The sequence below is a fragment of the Rufibacter ruber genome (assembly GCF_014138425.1).
GTDB lineage: Bacteria > Bacteroidota > Bacteroidia > Cytophagales > Hymenobacteraceae > Nibribacter > Nibribacter ruber_C.
Genome location: NZ_JACJIQ010000008.1, coordinates 39,094 through 62,244, shown reverse-complemented (window position 1 = coordinate 62,244; position 23,151 = coordinate 39,094). Strand labels below are relative to the sequence as shown.

The window sequence follows — 23,151 nt, the reverse complement described above, 5'->3', positions numbered from 1 at the left end:
AGAAAAACAGGTCAAAAACGCAACAGCACAGTTCCCTCTGAGGGGCAGCGGTGGCTACCGGCATTTAACATTCACAGGCCGCTTCCAGACGCTACGAGGCTTTTGGGCAAGCGCTTTCTCCTGGGCTTTCCGCTGCTTCTATTGCGCCATGCCCTCTTCCTAGCCTTCTCCCCCTTGCGAAAGGGAACAGCGTTGTTGCACCAGCAGACCTTAGCTTTGTAATTCTAGTAATACATTTGATTTACGGTGGCGAAGGAATCTATTACCGGTATAACCGCGTGAGGGATAGCAGCGGAAAGCCCACAGGGTGAGGCACGAGCCCGAGGACTTGCAGCGGATAGCCGGACCCGCAGGGGCACGCCCAACTTATAATTATGAATTAGGAATGGGTAGACTATTGGCAAGCCAATGAAAGAATCAGGATGCCTTCTAGCAGCTTCAAAAGTTGAGGCTTCTGTTTTGGGGCTGTTTTCTGAAAAACAGCCCCAAAACAGAAAAGCCGCCCCTATACCCAGGGACGGCTTTTCTGTTTTGAAGCAGGCGGTTACTTGATCTTGAACTCGGTGCGGCGGTTCATCTGGTGCATGTCTTCCGGACATTCTACCCCGTCAGCACATTTGTTTACGAGGCGGGTCTCCCCGTACCCGCGCCAGGTAAGCCTGTTGCGGGCAATGCCCTGTGACACCAGGTACTCTACCGCTGACTGGGCCCGGCGCTCAGAGAGCAGCTGGTTGTAGCCCTGGCCTTCGCGGCTGTCTGTGTGGGCCCCCAGTTCAATCTTAATGCTTGGGTTGTCTTTGAGGGTACGCACCAGCTTGTTCAATTCAGCGGCGGCGTCTGGTCTGATGTTCCACTTGTCCAGATCATAGTAGATGTTCTCAATGACAATGCTCTGGTTCACGGTGCTCTTGTCAAAGATCAGCGTTACGCGGGTGGTATCTGACAGGCTGGTGGTGTCTATGTTGACCGTGGCAGACTGGCTCAGGTAGCCAAACTTCTCCCCCATCAGCTCATAGATATTGCCTTTCATGACGCCGTAGAGGTACTCTCCGTTACGGTCTGAGAACGCAATGGTAGAATCTGTGGTGCCTTGAATAGCCAGCTTTAACCGTACATCTGGCAATGGCTGCGTGGTGCTTTTCTTGCTTGGCATCTGTATGCGCTCCAGCGTGGTTACCAGCAGCACCGCGTTGCTCAGCAGTTTGAAGCTGTAGATGTCATCTGTGCCGTTGTTGCTGTCACGGTTGGAAGACATGTACCCCACCAGTTCGTTCTTCTGGTTTGGCATGAAAGCCAGCCCGAAATCATCTTTGGGTGAGTTGACCGGTGCCCGCAGGTTCTCTGGCTTAGACCAGGTAGAGCGGCTGCCCTTGGCTCTGAACACATCCAGTCCGCCAAACCCTGAGTGGGTGTCTGAGGAAAAGTAAAGGTTGCCCTGCTGGTCAAAAGCGGGGAACATCTCTTTGCCCACGGTGTTGATGGTGCTCCCGGCGTTCACGGGCTGGCCCCAGGAGCCGTCTGCCTGCTTCTCTGTGTAGTAAATGTCTGTCTCGCCGTAGCCGCCCGGCTTGTCTGACACAAAGTACATTACTTGCCCGTCTGGCGACAGTGCCGGATGGCCCACACTGTATTCTGTTACTTTGTTGTACTCAAAGGGCTTCACATTGCTCCATTTGCCACTGTCCTGCTGGGCAGAATAGATCTCCAGGCGGTTTACGTAGTCATTTGACAACGGCTTCTTCACCCAGCTGGTAGGGTCTGTGTTGATGTTTTTGTTTTTCACCTTCACCATGTTGGTGCGGGTGAAATACAGCGTGGTATTGCTGCTGTCTACTGCGGCCGTACCGTCATGGTATTTGCTGTTCAGGGACTCATCTACCATCACGGGCAGTTGCCACGTGCTGTCTTCATTGCGCTGGGCATAGAACATCTGCAGGAACGGGCGGCCGGTCCAGCCGTAGGTTCCCTCCTCTTTGTCTTTCCCGCTGCTGGCTGCACCGCCCCGGTCAGAGGCGAAGATGATGCCATTCTGGTAGGGCGTAGGGCTGAAGTCTGCGTTGCCGGAGTTGATGGCGGTTTCATTCACCACTATGGCAGTAGCCGGCTCTTCCAACAATTTGAGCGCCGCATCACAGGCTTGCGCCTTGGCATTGGCCATGGCTGCCTGGGCTGGCACTTTCATGGCGTAGTTCTGGTACTGTGTTTTGGCCTCAAAGTACTTGCCGTTGCTGCGGAGTGCCTCTGCGTAGTAGAAGATGTTGACAGGATCAGCCTCTGGCATGGCCACTACCTTGGCGTACCACTCTTCTGCCTTCACCGTTTGGCGGGTTAGCCGGTAAGAGTCTGCCAGCCGCTGGGCTCCTTTCAGTTTAGGTTCTTTGCCGGCAAAAGCCTCTTGGTATTCGTCAATGGCCAGGGCGTAATCAAAATTCTCAAAGTGCCGGTCTGCCTTGCGGGTGGTTTGGCATCCACCCAGGGCAAGACTGCCAGCCAAGAGAAACGTAAACACTGGTTTGTATAAATAGCGCATAGTCAATTCTGATTTATGATGTTAGAAATACCGCGGGGTTAGCATCTTGGTCTCCTGCTTTCTGAGGAAGCTGTAACCAAGGGATATTTCATGGGTGGATAAATCATTGAGGGTACTGTGCAGGGTAAAGTCATACGCATAGCCAAACCTCAAGCGGGGGGTGATGTAGATGTCCGTCATAGCCACAATAGCATCTTTTGAGCTGAGGCCTTTCCCCTCAAAATCATTCTGGAAGATGTACATAGCGGTACGGTAACTGGCACCTAGCCAAATACGCTCCTTGAACAGGAAGAACACATTGAAGTCCACGTTGCTGGGGCCGTCAAAGTTGTCTTTCAGCATGATGCTAGGCTTTACCTTGATGCTCTCCCCCAGATCAGCCACGTAGCCGGTGGTAAAGAAGTAGTGCCGCTCTGGATCATAGTTGATGTCTTCATCAATTCCAATCAGGTCAGTCACCGACACCCCGGCATAGAAACGCTCTGTGTGGAAGAAAACCCCCATGTTTACGTTAGGGCTCCAGGTTCTGGCTTTATTCGCTTTCTCCAAGGCAGGGTCCACTTGTTCATCGTTCCCCGTTCTATACTTTCCGGCATCTACGGCAAAATGTGATACACCCGCGCCCAGGCCAACACTTATCACAGAAGACTCACTTAGCGGCAACTTTACGGCCGCGTCTACGGTGATGTTCTTCCGGTTCTGGAGGCCAATCTCATCACGTGTGAGGTGAAAACCCAGGCCAATACGGTTGTTACGGGTCAGGCCGTCTACGCTTAAGGTCTGCGTGTTGGGAGCGCCTTCAAGTTCTGGCCCGCCAAACGCCCCAGACCACTGCTGCCGGTGAAAAGCATTTACCGTTACATGTTCTTTGGTACCCGCATAAGCAGGGTTAATGACCAGTTGGTTGAAGATGTATTGTGAGAATTGTGGCCTATGCTGGGCCAGCAGGTTTCCACCTGCGGCCAGCATAGTCACGATCACTATTAAAAGTTTTTTCATGTTCTTACCTATTTAATTTTATTCACCGGTTAGCGAACTACTTGTACAAAACCTCTGTAGATCTGCTCCTGGCCGTTACAGCCTCTCACACGCAGCACATAGAAGTAAGTGGCTTCTTCAAGACCGTTTGCGGTCCAGTTGTTTTGGTAGCCTCTGGTCTTGTAGACTTCGTTCCCCCAGCGGTTGTAGATGAACAAGTCATTGTCTGGCAGGTTCAACAGGTTCTGAATTACCCATGTGTCATTAACCCCATCACCGTTCGGGCTAAACACGTTAGGAATCAGCAGCGTGGTATTAGCCGTTCTGGCGTCAATATCCAGGGTGTAGGAAGTGCTTCCACAGCCGGCGCGGGTAGCGGTCAGGGTAAGTTTCCCTTCTTTGGCATTGGCATCAGCTGTCAAGGACACTGAGGTACCTGTGGCAGTTGTGCCTCCTCCGGTGAAGGTGATTCCGGCACCGGTTACGCTCCACTCATACGTCACCAATGGATCAGTACTTGGATTTGCTACTGCGAAATTCAATCCCGCACATGGCCCGCTGTTATCCTGAATGCCTGGTGTGACCGGAGTAGCCCCAGGGGTAATGTTCTGGGTGGTGTACGTTGTGGCGTTACAGGTAGCAGGTCCTGTTGGGTTAGTGGCCGTTACAGAGATTCTGCCTGCGCCTGTACCCGCTGTAATCTGCACTTGCGTACCGGTAGATGCACCTTCTATTCTCCAGCCGGTGCCTGTCACACTCCAGGTGTAGGTAATTCCTGCCACTGGGCTAGTTACACTGTAGGCATAGGTGGTGCCTGCACATACCGGGTTATTCTCATCTTGAATGCCTGGGGCAGCCGGTGCCGCGGCTACCGTTAAGGTAGCGGTAGAAGAGTTGGTAGCGCAATTGCCGTTCAGAGCTACAAAGGTGAGCGTGTAGGTACCGGCCTGTGTTCCTGCCGGAATGGTTACTCTCAACGTTGTTCCGTTCACCGCAATTGGAGCAGTACTCAAACCTGGTATACCGGTGCTCAGGACCTGGTAGTTGGTGACGCCGGCTATTGCCGCCACAGTAAAGTCTACAGGCACCGCAGCAGTGCTGACACAAACTACTTCATTGCTCACAACAGGTGCCGTTGGCCGAACACAGACAGGCGGTGCCGAATCAGTGTTGTCATCGTCATCTGGGTCTGTTTCATTTCCTCTAATCACCGCGGTGTTCACATACTGCCCTACTCTTGAGGCAGTCACTACTATGCGCAGTTCTCTTGCCGCTGGCGCGCCTACTGCTAAGTTTCCAATGGTCCAGGTAAGGGTTTTGTTGGCAGAACTATACACCGCAGTTGTTCCGGTAGGGGCAACATGGCTTGCATAGGTAAACCCTTCTGGGATCACATCTGTTACAATTACACCGGTGGCCGCCCCAGGTCCTGCATTGCTCGCCCTCAGCACATAGGTGATCTGTCCACCCAAGGTTACTTCGGTCACGTTGTTCAACACCGTTTTGTCAATGGCCAGGTTAGCGTCTTGGCCTGTTGGGGTTTCTACAATGGTGATCACAGTAGAGGTGTTGTTCTGAGGTTCTGAATCTGCCTCGTTACCGCTCACTATTGCTGTGTTCACAATGGTTCCGTTGGCAGTAATGGTTCCTGTTACCGTTAACGTAGCCGTCTGGTTAGCACCCAGGTTCCCAATGGTCCAGACACCGGTTGCCATGTTATAAGAACCTGACGTTGTTGTTGGTTGGGCCGGGAAATTTGCCTGTCTCATTGGCAGCATGTCTACCACCAGGACTCCCGTTGCATTGTTAGGCCCGTTGTTACGCACAGTTACGGTATAGGTCAGGGACTGGCCAACCGTGGCCCGCGTTTTGTCTACCGTCTTCACCACCTGCAGGTCCGTTGCATCTTCAGGGTTCTGACCACCCGGCGTTACGACGGTAATCACGGTTGAGGTGTTGTTCTCCGGCCGCTCATCTGTCTCGTTTCCGGTGATTACGGCGGTGTTCACCACTGTTCCGTTCTTAGTAATAGTACCTGTTACTGTTAAGGTTGCCGTTTGGCCAGCAGCCAGGTTACCAATGGTCCAGGTCAAGGTTCCTGAGGTAATTGTATAGTTACCACCTGAAGCGGTGATGGTATTCAGGAATTCCTGCGGCAGTCTATCGGTTACCGTTACTCCGGTAGCGTTAGACGGGCCTGCATTGCGGGCGACAATGGTATAGGTCAGGGTTTGACCAATAGAAGCAGTTGGCTTGTCTACCGTCTTCACCACCTGCAGGTCTGTCAATACACCTCCTGGGGTTGGGCTAACTACTGTCACCACAGTAGAGGTGTTATTGCCTGGTTGCTGATCAGCCTCATTCCCACTGATGGTAGCCGTATTGACGATACTTCCATTGGCGGCAATGGTGCTGATAACCGTCATGGTCACCACTTCATTTGCGGCCAGGGTACCAATGTTCCACACGCCGGTGGCGGCATTGTAATTCCCCTTAGTGACAGATGGCTGACCATTTACATTCAATTGTGACGTTGGCAGCACATCTCTCACCACTACACCAGTAGCACCAGCCGGTCCGTTGTTACGGGCAGTGATAATGTACACTAAGGCATCACCTATTCTGGCTCTGGTCTTGTCTACCGTTTTCACTACCTGCAGATCAGCCAATGCTCCAGTTCCTGGGTTACCATCTACTATGGTAATCACAGTAGAGGTGTTGTTCTGCGGCTGCAGGTCTGCCTCGTTTCCTCTGATCACCGCCGTATTCACAATTGTTCCTGCTGTGGTGATAGTACCAGTTACAGTAAAGGTGACAGACTGACCTGCGCCGAGGGCCCCAATTGACCAGATGTTTGTACTGGTGTTGAAGCTGGTACCGGCAGATACGGTTGGTGCTGGGAAAGTAGCTTGTAATCTTGGCAACACATCTAGCACAAACACGCCGGTGGCGGCATTAGGGCCATTGTTGGTAGCCGTGATGGTGTACGTAAGCGTTTGCCCTACTGTAGCCCTCGTTTTATCTACCGTCTTCACTACCTGCAGGTCTGTAGACTCTGCCGGGTTAGGCCCTGTTGGGGACACAATAGTGATCACAGTAGAAGTGTTGTTCTCTGGCCGCTCATCGGTTTGGGTGTTACTACCTCTAATTACCGCGGTGTTGACAATAGTGCCTGATGCAATGGTAATGGTACCAGAAACAGTTAACACTACTTCCTGCCCTGGAGCAAGGGTTCCAATTGTCCATACCCCATTGGCAAATGAGGTTCCTGCTGTAACGGTAGGCGGGTTAAGGGTCACCTGGCCGGTTGGGAAAGCATCTGTCACAGTCACTCCGGTGGCAGTGGCAGGGCCATTGTTACGCGCAGTGATGGTATAAGTCAGACTCTGGCCCTGGCTGGCTCTTGACTTGTCTACCGTTTTCACTACCTGCAGATCGGTCAGGTTCTCTGGGGTTCCGGTGCCTGGGCCTACCACCGTTACTACGGTAGAGGTGTTATTGCCCGGCTGCTGATCGGCTTCATTTCCACCAATGGTGGCGGTGTTCACAATGGTACCAGTGGCAGTGATAATACCGGTCACCTGTAACGTCACCTCCTGGCCAGCAGCTAGGTTACCTATAGCCCAGATACCGGTAGTCATATTATAAGACCCTGTTGAAACTACTGGCGGCGCCGTGATATTCAACTGCCCCATTGGCAGCATGTCAACCAGCACTACGCCCGTGGCATTTGCGGGTCCATTGTTGCGGGCTCTAATGGTGTAGGTCAATGCATCGCCTACGTTCGCACGGGTCTTGTCTACGGTTTTGATCACCTGCAGATCAGCAAGCGCTCCCGGTGGGTTAGCGCCTACCACTGTAATTACAGTAGAAGTATTGTTCTGCGGCTGCGGATCTGCCTCGTTGCTTCTGATGACTGCGGTATTCACAATGGTACCGGCAGCTTTGATTGGCCCCGTGACGGTTAGAACTGCTTCCTGACCTGCCGTGAGGGTACCAATTTGCCACACGCCAGTGGCTGGGTCATAAGAACCAACATTCACCGTTGCAGTCCCTAAATCTACCTGGCCCATTGGGAATACATCTGTTACCAGAACATTAGTGGCCGTGGCTGGGCCATTGTTTCGGGCTGTTACTCTATAGGTCAAGTTATCGCCTACGTTCGCCCGAGTCTTATCAACAGTTTTTACCACTTGTACATCAGCAAACACCGTTGGCTCTTCAGGCCCGGCCCCAACAATGGTAATCACAGTGGAAGTGTTATTCTCTGGGCGCTCATCTGTTTGGTCACCTCTGATGACCGCCGTGTTAATGACGTTGCCGTTGGCGGTAATAGTAGCGGTAACCGTTAAGGTTTCTATGCTTCCTACGGCTAAGTTTCCAATGTTCCAAATCCCTGTAGCCTGGTCATATGTACCCGCGGTAACCGATGCACTGATGTTATTTAAGAAAGCCGCCGGAAATACATCTGTTACCTTTACCCCAGTAGCTGCGTCAGGCCCGGCATTACGGGCGGTAATGGTATAAGTTAAGACATCACCTATGCTGGCGCGCGTTCTGTTTACCGCTTTAACCACTTGTAGATCAGCAAGAGGTCCGGGCGCCGGGGTGTTCCCTACCACCGTTACCACGGTAGACGTGTTGTTGCCTGGCTGCTGGTCAGACTGATTGCCTCTGATCACCGCCGTGTTTACGATGGTTCCTGTTCCAGTGATGGTGGCGTTGATAGTCAGGGTTGCCGTAACACCCGCCGCCAAATTTCCAACGGTCCAGATTCCGGTACTCACATTATAATTACCGGTTGTTGCGGTTTGCCCGGTCACATTAATCTGCCCCAGCGGAAGCACATCCCGCACAAACACACCAGTGGCGTTATTTGGGCCGTTGTTCCGTATGGTAATGGTATAGGTAAGTGCATCTCCCACGTTCGCCCGGGTCTTGTCTACCATTTTCACCACCTGCAGATCAGTTACTACCGGGGTAACTACCACGGGTTCCTCATCTTCATCATTGTCATCATCTGGGTCTGGCTGGTCTGCAATTACCGTCACACGGTTTCTCACATCATTCCCTGTTGCTAAAACTCTGGCTCTCACCCGTATTGTGGCTATCTGCCCAAAGGCAAGATCACCTATGACAAAGACCCCGGTAGAGGGGTTGTATGCAAAATTTGCCGGAGTTCCGTCAATGAACCCGGTATAATCAAGGAAAGCAATCTGGCTGGGGAAGGTCTCTGTTACGGTCACACCGGTGGCATCATCTGGCCCCTGGTTACGCACAGTAATGGTATAGGTAACGGTGTCTCCCACAGACACCACCGTTCTGTCTACCGTTTTGGTGATCGCTAAGTCTGTTTCTACAATTGTAGGGAGGAAAATGGTGTTATCGCTTAACAAAACATTGCCACCTAAGGAAAGCAACCGTCCCTCATGTGTAGTACCGTTGCTTAGGGTTATATCATTCTGCACCAGCATATTCCCTTTCAAGGCCGCGGCAGTACCTACCAGCGCCCCGTTGGCATCTACCAGGTTACCACCTATTTGAAAGAAAATGTTTTTTGGCTGCGCACCATTCTGCACAGACATCACCGAGCCGTCTTCAACTCTGAAGTCACCCGTTATCTGGAATACAAAAACACTGTTAGGGTTTCCGCGCCCATCTAAACGCAGCTGACCTCTTAATAAGGCATCTCCGTTAAAACGGTAAACTCCCGGCCCTAAAATGGTTCCCTCTACGGCAGCCGGACTAGGGGAGAACCCCTTCCCCAATTGCTGGCCCGTAAGGTTTTGGGTAGGTGCCATGGCTGCGAGAGCGTTGTATGCTCTACGTGCATCAGCTTGTGCAGCAGTAGGCTCAACACCTCCTGGCCTGATTTCGCCCAGTACTATCCCTGGCGGAAAACCAACGATAGCCGTTCCGGGAGAGGTACCCAGATCAGCATACACAAGTGTGTTCCCAGTGCTAAGGACAGAGGTACTGCCCAACACCGCAAACTCCTGTGCCGCCCCTAATCCGGGGGCGCTCTGGGCTTGTGCTTTTGTTGAGAATAAAATAGCAAACAGAGCTGCTATTACGTGTAGAATTTTCTTCATGCGACCACTAAACTATTGTTACTAAATTATCCAACCCTTATATAGTCATATTATGATATGAGCATCCCCATGTACTTCCTTTTCACACAAAAGTTACGGTACATAAAAAAGATACAAATATCACAGAACACACAAAGGTGAACAATATATAATTGATATGGCCAGATATCTTCACCCTTGGAATTTCAGCTGACAACAAATACTTTTAAAAGGCTGAAAACAAAATAAAATACTGCCTTTCTGGCTTCTAAATCATGCTTTATAGGGATCTAACCGCTAACCCAACTTTTAAAAATAAATAATTTAAAAATCCATATATATAAATAATACTATCGCATTTCTACTAAATCTCCTACTCCCGTTATTTAACAATGAGACGTTTACCTGTAAAAAATTAAAAAAAATGCCTTAAACGAGAAAAGCCCCGCAAGGTTGCGGGGCTTTTCTCTTGAAATAGAACGACTAATTAATTACCTACACATGCACATGCCGCTCAGCGTGGTAAGATGAACGCACCAACGGGCCAGACTCCACATACTTCAGCCCTCGCCGAAGTCCTTCTTCCCGGTAATGGGCAAACAAGTCTGGATGAATAAATTCTGCAACCTCCAGGTGCATTTTGGTGGGTTGCAGGTATTGCCCCAGGGTGAGAATATCCAAGCCGTTAGCGGCCAGGTCATCCATGGCTTCATACACCTCTTCCTTAGTCTCACCCAGCCCTAGCATTATGCCCGTCTTGGTACGCTTCCCGTACTCCTTGATGCGTCTGATTTGCTCCAGGCTGCGGTCATACTTGGCTTGGGGCCGCACCTGCCTATAAAGGCTTTTCACGGTTTCCACATTATGGGAAACCACTTCCTGGCCCGCCGAAATCATGACCTCCAGCGCCTCCCAGTTGGCTTTTACATCTGGGATCAAGGTCTCAATGGTGGTTTCAGGGGAGAGGTTTTTAATTTGGACAATGGTGTCATGCCAGATACTGGCACCACGGTCCTTCAATTCATCACGGTTCACAGAGGTGATCACCGCGTGCTTCACCCCCATGAGTTGGATGGCTTCAGCCACCCTGCGGGGCTCATCCAGGTCATACTCATTGGGTCTTCCGGTGGCCACCGCACAGAAAGAGCAGGAACGGGTACATACATTACCAAGAATCATGAACGTGGCAGTACCGGCTCCCCAGCACTCGCCCATATTGGGGCAGTTCCCACTTTCACAGATGGTATGCAGCTTATAGGTGTCCACCAGCTGTCTTACTTTGGCGTATTCCTTGCCTACAGGCAGTTTTACGCGCAACCAGTCTGGCTTACGAGTTTTCGTTTGAGCTTCAGCCGGTTGAATGACCGGCAATGCAATCAATTGATCCATGGCGTAAAGGTACTAAGAGAGGAGCGGATAGCCAAAAAACACCTAACCGGGCAGGATCGTTCAACGGCGGTGGCCGTAATATAAGGTAAGGTAAAACGAAGTGAAATGGCGGCGGTTTTCTCCGGCAGGGATCATAGTGAGATCACCAGCAAATGCCTCATAAAGCACGCCCACCTCAATACCTGTCACGCTTTCCATATAGCGGCCGTACTCAAAGCTCACCCCTGCTTTAATGTTTCCGCCAAATCTGAGATTGGGTTCTGAAAGACCCTGAAAAACACCAACCCCATTAAGAGTCCGAAGATCAGGGTTATCAATCCTTTTTTCATGCTTATCTGGATCAAACTGCTCAGTTCTAATATCTAGAGGCCCCTGAAGGTTCCAGTTATTACCATAATTACTATAGTCAAATTCAATATAATAGGGGGCTAGAAACCCAATAGATGGACCCGCAGCAATTATACCATTCACTTGCACCCCAGATTCAGCCGCCTTTTTAAAAAACGTGTACTCTCTCCCATACTGCGGCCGCAATACGAACAGATAATTACTTTTTCCTCTTATATAGCTCCCTCCGCTGCGCGGATTTTGGTAGCGGGTCTCTTTGGGGTGTTTTACCTCTACCCCTTCCAATCCCCAGAAGTGGTACCACTTGCCATTCAGGTGATAGACCTGCTTGATCATGAGCCCCCCTATGAGCCCGCCGTTCGAATTGAAGTTGATCCCATACGTGAATTCTCTGGAATAACTTTCATCCTCTTCAGCGGCCTGGGCAAATGCCAAACCAACCGGAAAGGTGCAAAGCAGGAATAAGGCAAGTAGAAATGGACGCACGGGTTTCAAGACAATGGTTACTATAAATGTAGTTAACTAAACAAGCACCAGCAAATTATATTCTTCAGACACAGGAATAACTCGTTAGGGGTTCTTTCCCCTTCTTTATAAAGAAAAGCCGCCCCTCTTATTACCCCATACCAATTACTTTGCAGACTCAGGGTGGCGTGCCCTCTGCACCTAGTAATATTCAGCCCAGAAGATTCTGATCAGGCTATAAGAACGCCTACACCACTACTTAACCCTATTAAACTGAAGTATAGGCCTACTTAATACTGAAACAGAACGACATAGCAACTTGTTTTCATATATACGTTCCTGTTTTCGGGCTACTTTTTCAAAAACAGCCCTAAAACAGGAACATGAAACTGCCTATGAGGCTAATTTCTTCACTTCCTGCAGGTTGATCCCTAAGTGGGAGCCGTGGTACTGGCACTCGCCATCTTTGATCACCAATAGCTGCGGTGACTCATGCCGTACAGAAAACTCTTCTGCAATTTTATTGGAGATTGGCCTGTAAGACAGCAGGTCCAGGTAATAAGGGGTCACCTGCCCCAAGCCCACATCTGCCCACTGCCGCTCCAACCTGCTTTTTGCCGTGGCGCTGATGGAGCACGTGGTGCTGTGCTTGAAAATCACGACCGCATGCTCTCTTGATTCTGCTTTTATCTGCTCTAGTTGCTCTACACTAGTAAGGGGTTGCCATTGCATAGTTCAATATATCTTTCTGAAGAAGCCTGGGCAGCAGCCTGCTTTTGCTTCCGCTTTTTAGCTTTCTTCGGTTTTGACTTTGGTTTGGTGACGGCCGTGCCGTCTTCGTTCATCAGCATCTCATCCTGATCCTGCGGATTCTTGACCCGTTTGCGGCCGCTTGCGCCCCGCTCAAAGTTATACGCCTTTAGGTTCAGATGCGATTCATTGTAATCCGTCTTAATTTTCTGCGCCTCTTTCAGAGATTTACGCACTTCTTTCTTCTGCTGGGCCGGAGTGAGGTACTCTACCTGAGCGGCGGCTGGCCGGGCAGCCACCAGTATCATGCCCAAAGCAAGAACAAAGAAGAATGTGTGCCAATATCGTTTCATAGGCGAGCTGCTCCTCCCACTCATTTCCTGGTGACTCCCTGCTTGGTGACAATGCGCTGCTTCTTCTTGTTGGTAGGCATTTTGGCATTCTTCTTTTTCAACAAGCCGTCTTTGCCAAACTCCATGTCCCGGCCGCCAATGTCAGTCCCTTCTTTGGCCTGATCTTCTGGGGCTGGTTTCTTCTTCAGGAAGCTAAACAAGCCCCCGCTTTTCTTCCCAGAGACATCTGGGCAAGCAATTCGCCCTGAGTGACACCCTGCCATACACATGCTGATCAGCAACACTCCCACTATTGACCGTACCTTCATAAGAACAAGTTACTCAATTCTATACGCACTCTCACCAAACTTGGATATTTTCTTTCTGTTTTTGGCGTATTTTCAGAAAAAGACCCCAGAAACAGAAACAGGGTTGCATAGCCCTAAAAGCTTAGCAGGGCTTCTACCTTCTCCCGCAACCGCTTCACCGGCAAAAACTCCTGCTCCAGCGGCGGCGAAAACGGAATAGCGGTATCCAGGCCTCCCACCCGCACTACGGGGCCATCTAGTTTCTCAAAGCAGTACTCAGAGATCCAGGCAGATATTTCTGCCCCAATGCCGCCGGTCAACGTATCTTCATGCAGCACAATCACTCTCCCGGTTTTGCTGACCGTTTGCAGAACCGCTTCTTTGTCCCAGGGCAACAGCGTGCGCAGATCCAGCACATCAGCGCTTACGTCTGGCATGGTCTGCAGCAGTTGCAAGGCCCAGTGCACGCCCATGCCGTAGGTGATAATAGAGAAATCACTGCCTTCCTTCGCCAACCGGGCACGGCCAATCTCTACGGTGTAATAATCATCTGGGATAGCCTCAGTGAGCGACCGGTACAGCAGCTTGTGCTCAAAGTACATGACCGGGTTGGGGTCTTCAATGGCAGCTGTCAGTAAGCCTTTGGCATCATAGGGCGTGCTGGGGTAGACAATCTTCAGCCCTGGCGTGTGGAAAAACCACGCCTCGTTGCTCTGCGAGTGGAAAGGCCCCGCGGCGGCCCCTGCCCCTGTGGGCATACGCACCACCACATCAGCATTCTGCCCCCAACGGTAATGGCTCTTGGCCAGGTTGTTCACAATCTGGTTAAAGCCCTCCGTCACAAAGTCAGCAAACTGCATCTCTACCACCGCTTTCTTTTTCCTGATAGACAGCCCCAGGCCCACGCCTATGATGGCGCTTTCACACAGGGGCGTGTTTCTGATGCGTTCCTTCCCAAACTTCTCCACAAACCCTTCCGTCACTTTGAACACCCCGCCGTATTCGGCAATGTCCTGCCCCATGACCACCAGTTCAGGGTACCGCTCCAGGCTTTGGCGTAAGCCGTCTGACACGGCGTCTACAAACCGGCGTTCTGTGCGGGCACTGTCTTTGGGCGTGAGCACGGTTTGGATAAACGGCTGGTACATGTCTGCCACTTCCTCTTTGGGGTCTGCCGAAGGCATGGGGGTGGCGTGGGCAATCTCCAGCTCGCGCTCTATCTCCTCCCTGAACTCCTCCCTGACAGCAGCCATAGACTTAGGGGTGAGCACTTTCTCATCCAGCAGGTATTTCTCAAAATTCTCTACCGGATCTTTCTTCGCCCAGCGCTCAAACAACTCCTGCGGCACGTATTTGGTCCCAGAGGCCTCCTCATGCCCGCGCATCCTGAATGTCATGGCCTCAATCAGCATAGGCCGCGGGTTCTTTCTGATGCTGTACGCCGCCTGCCTTACCGTGTCATACACTTCCAGCACGTTGTTGCCGTCTATCTGCAGGGCGTCTATGCCGTAGGCCGGGCCTTTGTCAATAAAGTACTGGCATTTGAACTGCTCGTTGCTTGGGGTGGAGAGGCCGTAGCCGTTGTTCTCAACCATAAAAATGACAGGTAGGCTCCACACCGCCGCCACGTTGAGCGCCTCGTGAAAGTCGCCTTCGCTGGCCCCGCCGTCACCGCTGTACACCAACGCCACTTTCTCCCGCTTGTCCAGCATCTCTGCCAGGGCAATACCATCTGCTACGGCCAATTGCGGCCCCAGGTGGGAAATCATCCCCACAATGTGGTGCTCATTGCTCCCAAAATGAAACGACCGGTCCCGGCCTTTAGTAAAGCCCGTCTTCTTGCCCTGAAACTGGGCAAACAGCCTATCTAACGGAATATTCCGGCAGGTGAACACACCCAGGTTGCGGTGCAGCGGCAGAATGTATTCGTCTTCGTCCAGCGCCAGGGTAGAACCCACTGAGATGGCCTCCTGCCCAATGCCTGAGAACCATTTGCTCACTTTGCCCTGCCGCAAGAGGATCAGCATTTTCTCCTCAATCATGCGGGGCTTCAAGATGCCGCGGTACAGCATCAGCAGGTCATCATCTGTATAGTCTTTTCTATTGAAGTTCATGGGAAAACGCACGTTCGTGGGGCTGTAAATTTAAGCGAATCAAAGCAGGGGAGAAATTTTAAGACAGTTATTTTTACTTTTGCCGTTTCTGAGCCGTTTTTATGAAAATAGCTCAAAAACAGCAATCCTCTGGCAACACAACGTTCGCGGGGGTTCACCGTTAAGCATGAGTTAGCCTCAGAGGCCGCAACACTCTCATAACCTATGATCCATTTCAAAGAATTCACCTTAGAGAACGGCCTGCAGTGCCTGGTCCATGAAGACCCGGGCACTCCGCTGGCCGTATTGAATATACTATATAATGTAGGCTCCCGTGACGAGGAGGAGACCCACACCGGCTTTGCGCACCTGTTTGAGCACCTCATGTTCAGCGGGTCAGTGAACATTCCCAACTATGATGAGCCTCTGCAGCAGGCCGGAGGTGAGAACAACGCCTTCACCAGCCCAGACATCACCAACTATTACTTGACCGTACCGGCCCAAAACATTGAAACCGGCTTCTGGCTGGAGTCTGACCGCATGCTGGGGCTGGCATTCTCTGAGAACGGGCTGGAGGTACAGCGCAAAGTGGTGGTAGAGGAGTTTAAGCAGAACTACCTGAACCAACCATATGGTGATGTATGGCTCAAACTTAGGCCGTTGGCGTACCAGACGCACCCGTACAAGTGGTCTACCATTGGCAAGGAAGTCAGCCATATTGAAAACGCCGTCATGGATGATGTGCGCGCCTTCTTCAACAAGCACTACTCCCCGGCCAATGCTATTCTGGTAGTGGCGGGCAACATCACCTTTGAACGTGCCAGGGAGCTGACGGAGAAATGGTTCGGCCCTATTCCCGGCGGGGTGAGATATGCGCGCAACCTGCCGCAGGAGCCGCGCCAGACAGAGGCACGTGTTTTAGAGGTAGAGGCGCCCGTCCCGCTCACCGCCCTCTACAAAACCTACCACATGCCCGGCCGCACCAACCCAGCCTATTACGCCGCAGACCTGCTCAGTGACATTTTGGGCCGCGGCAACTCCTCCAGACTGTACAATGAGCTGGTCAAGAAGCAGAAACTCTTTAATTCCATTGGGGCCTCAGCCATGGGCTCTCTTGAGCCGGGCCTGCTGGTAGTGCAGGGCAAGCTCAACGTGGGCGTAGACCCGCAGGAAGCCAACGCCGCCGTAGAGAAGATAGTGGCGCAACTGCGGGCCGAACATGTTTCTGAAGAGGAACTGCAGAAGGTGAAAAACCAGGCCGAAACCTCTATTGTTTTCTCAGAAATTGAACTGCTCAACCGAGCCATGAACCTGGCGTACGGCAAACTGATGGGCAACCCCAACTACGTGAACGAAGAGGCAGACTTTATTCAGGCCGTGACCGCAGAAGACATTTACCAGCAGGCCCAGGAGGTGCTAAGGCCTGAGAACTGCTCCACCCTTCTCTACAAAGCCGCCCCCAACAGTGAGGCCGTAGAAGACCTGGAAGAAATCCTGGAAGAGGAGTAGGCTGTTTTGGGGCTGTTTTTCAGAAAACAGCCCCAAAACAGAATAATTCACAGGGAAGCACTCCCGTAAAAAACCTGACCTTTTCTACTTTGTTTTCCGGGAAGGAAATAAGGAACTTTGAGAAGATCTGGCTTTCCTGAGAAAGCTTTCCTTTGCCAGCTAAACGTTTGCCGGAGGGCAGCAAAGTCAGCCTGCACATGAACAAGCGCCAGCAATCAGCCTTTGAACCAGAACAGCTACAAGAAACAACTTAGCCATTTTCAGGCAGCACAGACACACGAACAACCAAAAAGTAAGAACAAACAACCACATGGGCTTTCATATAAGAACCGGCTTCGGCTATGACGTGCACCAACTCAAAGAAGGACTGGATTTTTGGCTGGGCGGCATTAAGATCCCCCACACCCACGGCGCACTGGGCCACTCAGATGCAGACGTACTCATTCACGTCCTTTGTGACGCCCTGCTGGGCGCCGCCAACCTCAGGGACATTGGCTACCATTTCTCAGACAAAGACCCCAAGTACAAAGGCATAGACAGCAAAATCCTGCTGCGCGAAGTCATGCAGCTGATCAGAGAGAAAGGCTATGAGGTGGGCAACATTGACTCTACCGTCTGTCTGCAGGAGCCCAAGGTGAACCCGCACATCCCGGCCATGAAAACCTGCCTGGCAGAGGTGATGGGCATTCCTGAAGACGATGTTTCCATCAAAGCCACCACCACTGAGCAACTGGGGTTTGTGGGCAAGAAAGAGGGCGTGGCGGCCTACGCAACGGTATTAATTTACAAGCCCCAGCAGTAATCCTGTTTTAGGGCTATTTTCCCAAAAACAGGCCTAAAACAGCTAGCATTTGTTAGTTAGCCAGAAAAAAGGTAGAATTAAGGTTTAATACCAAACTACAAACTTCTTTTCATGAAAAAGCAATTGTATACGTTGGGCATGGTAGCGGCTGTACTGTCAGCGTGCTCCACCTCCCAGACGCCTACTGCTTCCACTGCAGGCACAGGTGCTACACCGTCGGCGGTGGCGGTGGGTGCCGTTTCAGCAGACCCTACCAAATACGCCCAGACCATTACGGCGGCAGACCTGGAGCGACACCTGCGGGTGCTGGCCTCAGACTCCCTGGAAGGCCGTGAGACCGGTGAACGCGGCCAGAAAATGGCGGCCGAATACATTGCCAAACACTTTAGGGCCAACGGCCTCACCGGCCCGGTGAAGACGGGCGCCAACCCATACTACCAAACCTTTGACTTGGAAAAAAGCAGCTGGGGCGATGGCTACGTGATGGTGGGCAGCAAGAAATTCTCCATGGGCAAAGACTTCTTCGTGCTGGGCGCGTCGCCGTTCCAGAATGAGGAGGCGGCGCAGCTGGTATTTGCCGGCTATGGCATTGACGACCCCGCTTATTCAGATTTCGCCAATGTAGACGTGAAAGACAAAGTGGTGGTGGTCATGGCCGGCGAGCCGAAGAAAGCCGATGGCAAATACCTCATCTCCGGCACTGACAAAATGAGCACCTGGTCACAGGACATGCGCACCAAAACCGCCGCGGCCACCAAAAAAGGCGCCAAGGCGGTGATGATGGTGATGGGTTCCACAGACGCTGAGTTCCAGCAGCTGACCCGCCGTTATGCCAGTTACCTGAACCGGCCTTCCATTGGCTTCGGCACTACGGCTAGCCAGCCAAGGGCGGCTATGCTCTATGTGTCGCCTACCATGGCGGCCAACCTGCTCTCTACCAAGCCAGAAACCCTTACCAACTACAGCACCTCTGTCACCAAAGCCGGAAAAGCCGTAGCCTCGCCTTACAAAGTGGCTTCTAACGTAAAGATCAAGACGGCCCGTAACCGCCAGCCGCTACCCACAGAGAACGTGCTGGGGTATATTGAAGGCTCAGACAAGAAAGACGAACTGGTGGTGATCAGCGCCCACTATGACCACGAGGGTATCAAAGATGGCCAGGTGTACAACGGCGCCAATGACGATGGTTCCGGCACCGTAGCCGTGATGGAACTGGCCCAGGCCTTCGCACAAGCCAAGAAAGACGGCAACGGCCCGCGCCGCAGCATTCTGTTCATTACCGTTACCGGTGAGGAGAAAGGCCTGTTGGGTTCTGAGTACTACACAGACCACCCCATCTTCCCGCTGGAAAACACCGTGGCTGACCTGAACATTGACATGATTGGGCGCCATGATTCGGCGCACGCCAGCAACCCTGACAACTTCATCTATGTGATTGGGTCAGACAAGCTTTCGTCAGAACTGCATGCCATCTCTGAGGCGGCCAACCAGAAGTACGTGAAGCTGGATCTGGATTACACCTTCAATGACCCCAATGACCCTAACCGCTTCTACTACCGCTCAGACCACTACAACTTCGCCAAGCACCGCATTCCCATTGCGTTCTATTTCAACGGCGTGCATGAAGACTACCACCAGCCCACAGATGACGTGGAGAAAATGAACTTCCGGGCCGCTGAGAAAGTAAGCCGCCTGGTGTTCTACACTGCCTGGGAGCTGGCCAACCGCAATGACCGCATCAAGGTTGACAGCAATAAGAAATAAGCGAAGCTTATTTCAGTCCTGAGTTCTGAGTCTTGAGTTCTGAGTGAAGGGATCACATTCCCACTTAAGACTCAGAACTCAAGACTCAGAACTCCTTTTTGGGCGTGCCCCTGCGGGTATGGCTATGCGCTGCAAGCCCCCGCTTACGCTGCGGGCTTGCAGCTGCTATCCCTCACGCGGAGGAGCAAAACATACGGGGTCAACAGAATTTTAGAGAAAGGAGAGGCAAGCCTCTCCTTTCTCTATTTGCAGGCATGCCTGGACGAGCAGAAGACCCATCTGCGGTATGCGGCAGAACCTTATTAACGGGAGCTGTGTTGATGGGCTACCTTCTTCAGAGCAGGCAGATTCAGTTATATACCATCTTCAATATGTATCTAAAATTTTTCTTCTCCTTTGTTTCACTCCCCCTTCTTAGCCTGCTTTGCTTTCAGGTAAAAGCACAGGAGAAGAGCGGCATTGCGTTCCAAACTAATGCATGGGCCCAAGTGCTGGAGAAAGCCAGAGCTGAACAGAAAGCGGTTTTTCTATACGCCTATACTCCCGCGTGCCGCTACTGCAGGCAAATGGAGAAAGAAGTCTTTCCTGATCAAGAGGTCTACACCTATTACAACGCCACCTTTGTCTCTTATAAGATAAACATTGAAGATGGTGCTGAGGGAACGGCTCTGGCCAAGAAATATGGCATAAATGCTTTCCCCACCTACATGTACTTTAACCAACTGGGGGAGCCCCTGCACCAAAGTGGCTCAGGCAAATCTGCCGCCGATTTCCTCTTAGACGGCAAAAATGCCTTCAACCCTCAGAAAGCCTTATTTTCTTTAAAGAGGAAGTATGAAACCGGAGACAGATCACCGGCTTTACTCTTTCATTACAGCAACGCCCTGTATTTTTACCACCAGGTAGACAGCCCCAAGGAGCAAGTTGTAGGTGAATATCTAGCCACGCAGAAACCGCAGGAGCTGACCTCAGAAGAAAATCTCCGTTACGTCTTTTCCAAAGATTTAAGTTTCCGGTCTCCGGCTACTCAGTTCTTCCTGGCAAACCAGCAATTGTTCATCCCTTTGTTTGGGCAAGAAGAAGTGCTTCAAAAAGCAGAGAAATTCATTACCAGAACAGCCAATACGGCAGGCCGGACACAGGACTTGGCCTTACAGCAGGAAGTGCAACAGGCTGTGAGAAGCTATTTCAAAGACATTCAGCGGCTCACATCGCTGGCCCAGCTATATTACCTGGGAGGCAAGCAGGAGTGGCTTGCTTACGCAAACGCCACATTGGCCCATGGGAAACGGTACGCCAGTACTGATTGGCGCACGCTCTATGAAACGGCCATTTACCTTAGCTATTTCTCAGAAGACAAAGAGGCGCTGGCAGTAGGAGCACAAATTATGCAGCAGGTAACCAAGACCCACCAGAGCTATGACAACAGCTACCTGCAGGCACGGCTTCTCCAAAAGGCAGGCAATCACCAGGCCGCGTTGCGGGTGGCCCAAGAGGCTCTCATGCTCGCCAAACAACAAGGCGAAGCCATCGCAGACGCTCAAAACCTGATTGCAGAACTACGTAAAGCTTCAAACAGTAGTAGATAACCGTATTCAATGAACCGGCGTTTTTGGCCTGTTTTCAGAAAAACAGGCCAAAAACGCATTGGGAGCAGCACCCAAACAGAGTCTGTTGAGCGGGCTGGCGCGTTGCACACGGGCCACCAAGCCTTCACCAGGACCCGTTTATATCTGGGCATTGGCTACTGAATTACGCAAAAGGTTGACTAATTTTGTAAATATCTTATCTTTCAAAAGATTGGAAGAACATCTCTTCTAACATAACAGGCAGAAAATAAATTTGGGCACTAAACTAAGACAGTTTCTGCAGGACTCAGAGAACAAGGCGTTTGACCTGGACCACCGGCAGAAAATTCGCTTCAACATAGGCAAATACAACGCCGCCGTCCAGAACGGGATGCACGCCTACCAGCACCATGAACTGGCGCGGGAACGGGCGTCTTTCCTCAAAACCCAGACCATTAACAACCTGGACAAATATCTGGTGGAGTTTGAGAACAACTTCACCAAGCGCGGCGGCAAGGTGATCTGGGCGCAGAACGCACAGGAGGCTCTCAAAGAGATTGGCGCCATTATGAAACGCAAGCGGGCCAAATCAGTGGTGAAGTCCAAATCTATGAGCACTGAGGAGATTCACCTGAACGATTTTCTGGAGAAGAACGGCATTGAGACGGTTGAGACAGACCTGGGGGAGTACATTGTGCAGCTGGCCGAGCAGCGCCCGTACCACATTGTGACCCCCGCCATGCACATGTCCAAGAAAGACATTGCTGAGCTGTTCCACAAAAAACTGAACATTCCGCTCACAGATGACGCCCAGCAGCTGGTGCTCACCGCCCGCCAACTGCTGCGTGACAAATACACCACGGCCGAGGTGGGCATCACCGGGGCAAATTTCATGATTGCAGACATTGGCGGTATTGCCGTGACAGAGAATGAAGGCAACGCCCGCCTCTCCACCACGTTCCCCAAAACCCACATTGCCATTGTGGGCATTGAGAAGCTGATCCCCAGCATGCTGGACCTGGACTTGTTCTGGCCCCTGCTCAGCACAAGCGGTACCGGCCAGAACGTGACCATCTACAACACCATACTCACCGGACCGCGGCAGCCCGCAGAAAAAGACGGCCCAGAGGAAATGTACGTGATCCTGCTGGACAACGGCCGCACCAACCTGCTGGCGCAGCCTGAGCAGCGGGAGGCGCTGAACTGCATCAGGTGCGGGGCGTGCCTGAACGTCTGCCCTGTGTACAAGAACATTGGCGGCCACACCTATGAAACCACCTATAGCGGCCCCATTGGCTCAGTGATCACCCCGCATTTGGCCGGTTTTGAGGAAAACAAGCACCTCAGCTACGCCAGCTCCCTCTGCGGCGCCTGTACCAGCGTGTGCCCCGTGAAGATCCCGCTGCACAACCTGCTCCTGCTCAACCGCAAGCAGAGCGTAGAGTCAGGCCTGGTAGACAAGAATGAGAAACTGGCGTTCCGGTTCTTCACCTACGGCATGAAAAACCGCAGGCTGATCAACTTCGCGCCGGCGGCGGTGAAGAATTTTGTGCTGCGCAAAGTACAGCATGACTCCTGGAGCATACGCAGGGAGCCCCTGCAGGCGGCCCCGCTCTCGTTCAATGAGATGTGGCGCAAGCAGCGCGGCTAAGCCCCACTTCTGGACCTTATAAAAACAAGAAGCCTTCTGAGATCAGAAGGCTTCTGCATGTACAATAGGAGGTTTGGAAAATGCACCACCCGTTTCTGGGCTGGTTTTGTAAAAACAGGCCGAAAACAGGAACTGTTCAAGAGCATGTTTAATGTTGGGCCCATCTGCGAAAACAGCCTGAGCAAGGTTCTGCCACGGTGTTTCTGAGCCGCATACGGGTGGTATGACACGTGAGCTCTTCATAGAGTTCTGCAGCACAGAAGACTGACTGGCAAAGGCTCTAATATCTCTTTACGCTCTTGCCCTTGCGCAGCTTCATATTTTTACCGGACTTTGACTTCTTCGCCTTGGGTTTCTTGTTCTTCTTCCCAAAGATTGAGCCTACCTTTTCAACTGAAGCAGTTGTCTCCCGCGCCATAGCGTCTGGGGCAAAAGAAAAAGCAAAGGCTGCCATCAATACGCTGAGTAATGTTTTTTTCATAGTTGTACCAGAGGTTAAATAAACAGATTACAGCTCTTGTATACGCTCCCTTTACAACTATGATCACACAATTACATCAACAACTTGCTAATTATCAAAAACTTAACATAAA

General features: G+C 51.7%; 15 protein-coding genes. 5 read left to right on the top strand and 10 right to left on the bottom strand.

The window, feature by feature from the left end; all coding sequences use genetic code 11:
- Positions 1-544: 544 nt before the first annotated feature.
- The 9 genes from FHS90_RS10925 to FHS90_RS10885 all read right to left on the bottom strand — a co-directional run bounded on the left by FHS90_RS10925 (position 545) and on the right by FHS90_RS10885 (position 15,285).
- Positions 545-2,530 carry an OmpA family protein gene (locus FHS90_RS10925; RefSeq protein ID WP_182513081.1) on the bottom strand — a complete coding sequence of 662 codons (1,986 nt, stop codon included), beginning with the start codon at positions 2,528-2,530 and terminating at the stop codon, positions 545-547.
- 21 nt (positions 2,531-2,551) lie between these two features.
- On the bottom strand, positions 2,552-3,529 hold the full coding sequence (locus tag FHS90_RS10920) for a PorP/SprF family type IX secretion system membrane protein (protein WP_066834123.1): 978 nt from the start codon (positions 3,527-3,529) through the stop codon (positions 2,552-2,554).
- 29 nt (positions 3,530-3,558) lie between these two features.
- On the bottom strand, positions 3,559-9,600 hold the full coding sequence (locus FHS90_RS10915; RefSeq protein ID WP_182513080.1) for a CLIPPER-2 domain-containing protein: 6,042 nt from the start codon (positions 9,598-9,600) through the stop codon (positions 3,559-3,561).
- A gap of 474 nt (positions 9,601-10,074) precedes the next feature.
- Positions 10,075-10,959 (bottom strand): lipoyl synthase, encoded by an 885-nt coding sequence (gene lipA / locus FHS90_RS10910; protein WP_066834162.1) that lies wholly within the window; start codon positions 10,957-10,959, stop codon positions 10,075-10,077.
- Positions 10,960-11,028: 69 nt separating this feature from the next.
- Positions 11,029-11,652, bottom strand: a complete 624-nt coding sequence (locus FHS90_RS10905) for a hypothetical protein (RefSeq protein ID WP_246386905.1) — start codon at positions 11,650-11,652, stop codon at positions 11,029-11,031.
- Between the two features lie 522 nt (positions 11,653-12,174).
- The gene (ytxJ, locus tag FHS90_RS10900) at positions 12,175-12,513 is read right to left on the bottom strand and encodes a bacillithiol system redox-active protein YtxJ (RefSeq protein WP_066834120.1); all 339 of its coding nucleotides are present in this window, start codon (positions 12,511-12,513) and stop codon (positions 12,175-12,177) included.
- Positions 12,486-12,884, bottom strand: a complete 399-nt coding sequence (locus FHS90_RS10895) for a hypothetical protein (protein ID WP_182513079.1) — start codon at positions 12,882-12,884, stop codon at positions 12,486-12,488. The genes ytxJ and FHS90_RS10895 overlap by 28 nt, the downstream gene beginning before the upstream one ends.
- Before the next feature lie 20 nt (positions 12,885-12,904).
- Positions 12,905-13,192 carry a hypothetical protein gene (locus FHS90_RS10890; RefSeq protein WP_153042684.1) on the bottom strand — a complete coding sequence of 96 codons (288 nt, stop codon included), beginning with the start codon at positions 13,190-13,192 and terminating at the stop codon, positions 12,905-12,907.
- Between the two features lie 113 nt (positions 13,193-13,305).
- On the bottom strand, positions 13,306-15,285 hold the full coding sequence (locus FHS90_RS10885) for an alpha-ketoacid dehydrogenase subunit alpha/beta (RefSeq protein ID WP_182513078.1): 1,980 nt from the start codon (positions 15,283-15,285) through the stop codon (positions 13,306-13,308).
- Positions 15,286-15,489: 204 nt separating this feature from the next.
- Here FHS90_RS10885 and FHS90_RS10880 point away from each other — a divergent pair, with 204 nt between their 5' ends.
- The 5 genes from FHS90_RS10880 to FHS90_RS10860 all read left to right on the top strand — a co-directional run bounded on the left by FHS90_RS10880 (position 15,490) and on the right by FHS90_RS10860 (position 22,558).
- Positions 15,490-16,773, top strand: a complete 1,284-nt coding sequence (locus FHS90_RS10880; RefSeq protein WP_066834111.1) for a M16 family metallopeptidase — start codon at positions 15,490-15,492, stop codon at positions 16,771-16,773.
- A gap of 310 nt (positions 16,774-17,083) precedes the next feature.
- Positions 17,084-17,575: a 2-C-methyl-D-erythritol 2,4-cyclodiphosphate synthase gene (ispF, locus tag FHS90_RS10875; RefSeq protein ID WP_182513077.1), complete on the top strand. Its 492-nt coding sequence runs from the start codon at positions 17,084-17,086 to the stop codon at positions 17,573-17,575.
- A 111-nt stretch (positions 17,576-17,686) separates the two neighbouring features.
- Entirely contained in the window at positions 17,687-19,339 is a 1,653-nt protein-coding gene (locus FHS90_RS10870) for a M28 family peptidase (RefSeq protein WP_182513076.1), read from the top strand.
- A 371-nt stretch (positions 19,340-19,710) separates the two neighbouring features.
- Positions 19,711-20,928 carry a thioredoxin family protein gene (locus FHS90_RS10865; RefSeq protein ID WP_182513075.1) on the top strand — a complete coding sequence of 406 codons (1,218 nt, stop codon included), beginning with the start codon at positions 19,711-19,713 and terminating at the stop codon, positions 20,926-20,928.
- A 253-nt stretch (positions 20,929-21,181) separates the two neighbouring features.
- Positions 21,182-22,558 carry a LutB/LldF family L-lactate oxidation iron-sulfur protein gene (locus FHS90_RS10860; protein ID WP_066834104.1) on the top strand — a complete coding sequence of 459 codons (1,377 nt, stop codon included), beginning with the start codon at positions 21,182-21,184 and terminating at the stop codon, positions 22,556-22,558.
- A gap of 280 nt (positions 22,559-22,838) precedes the next feature.
- Here FHS90_RS10860 and FHS90_RS10855 read toward each other — a convergent pair whose 3' ends face one another.
- Entirely contained in the window at positions 22,839-23,039 is a 201-nt protein-coding gene (locus FHS90_RS10855) for a hypothetical protein (protein WP_153042683.1), read from the bottom strand.
- Positions 23,040-23,151: the final 112 nt, after the last annotated feature.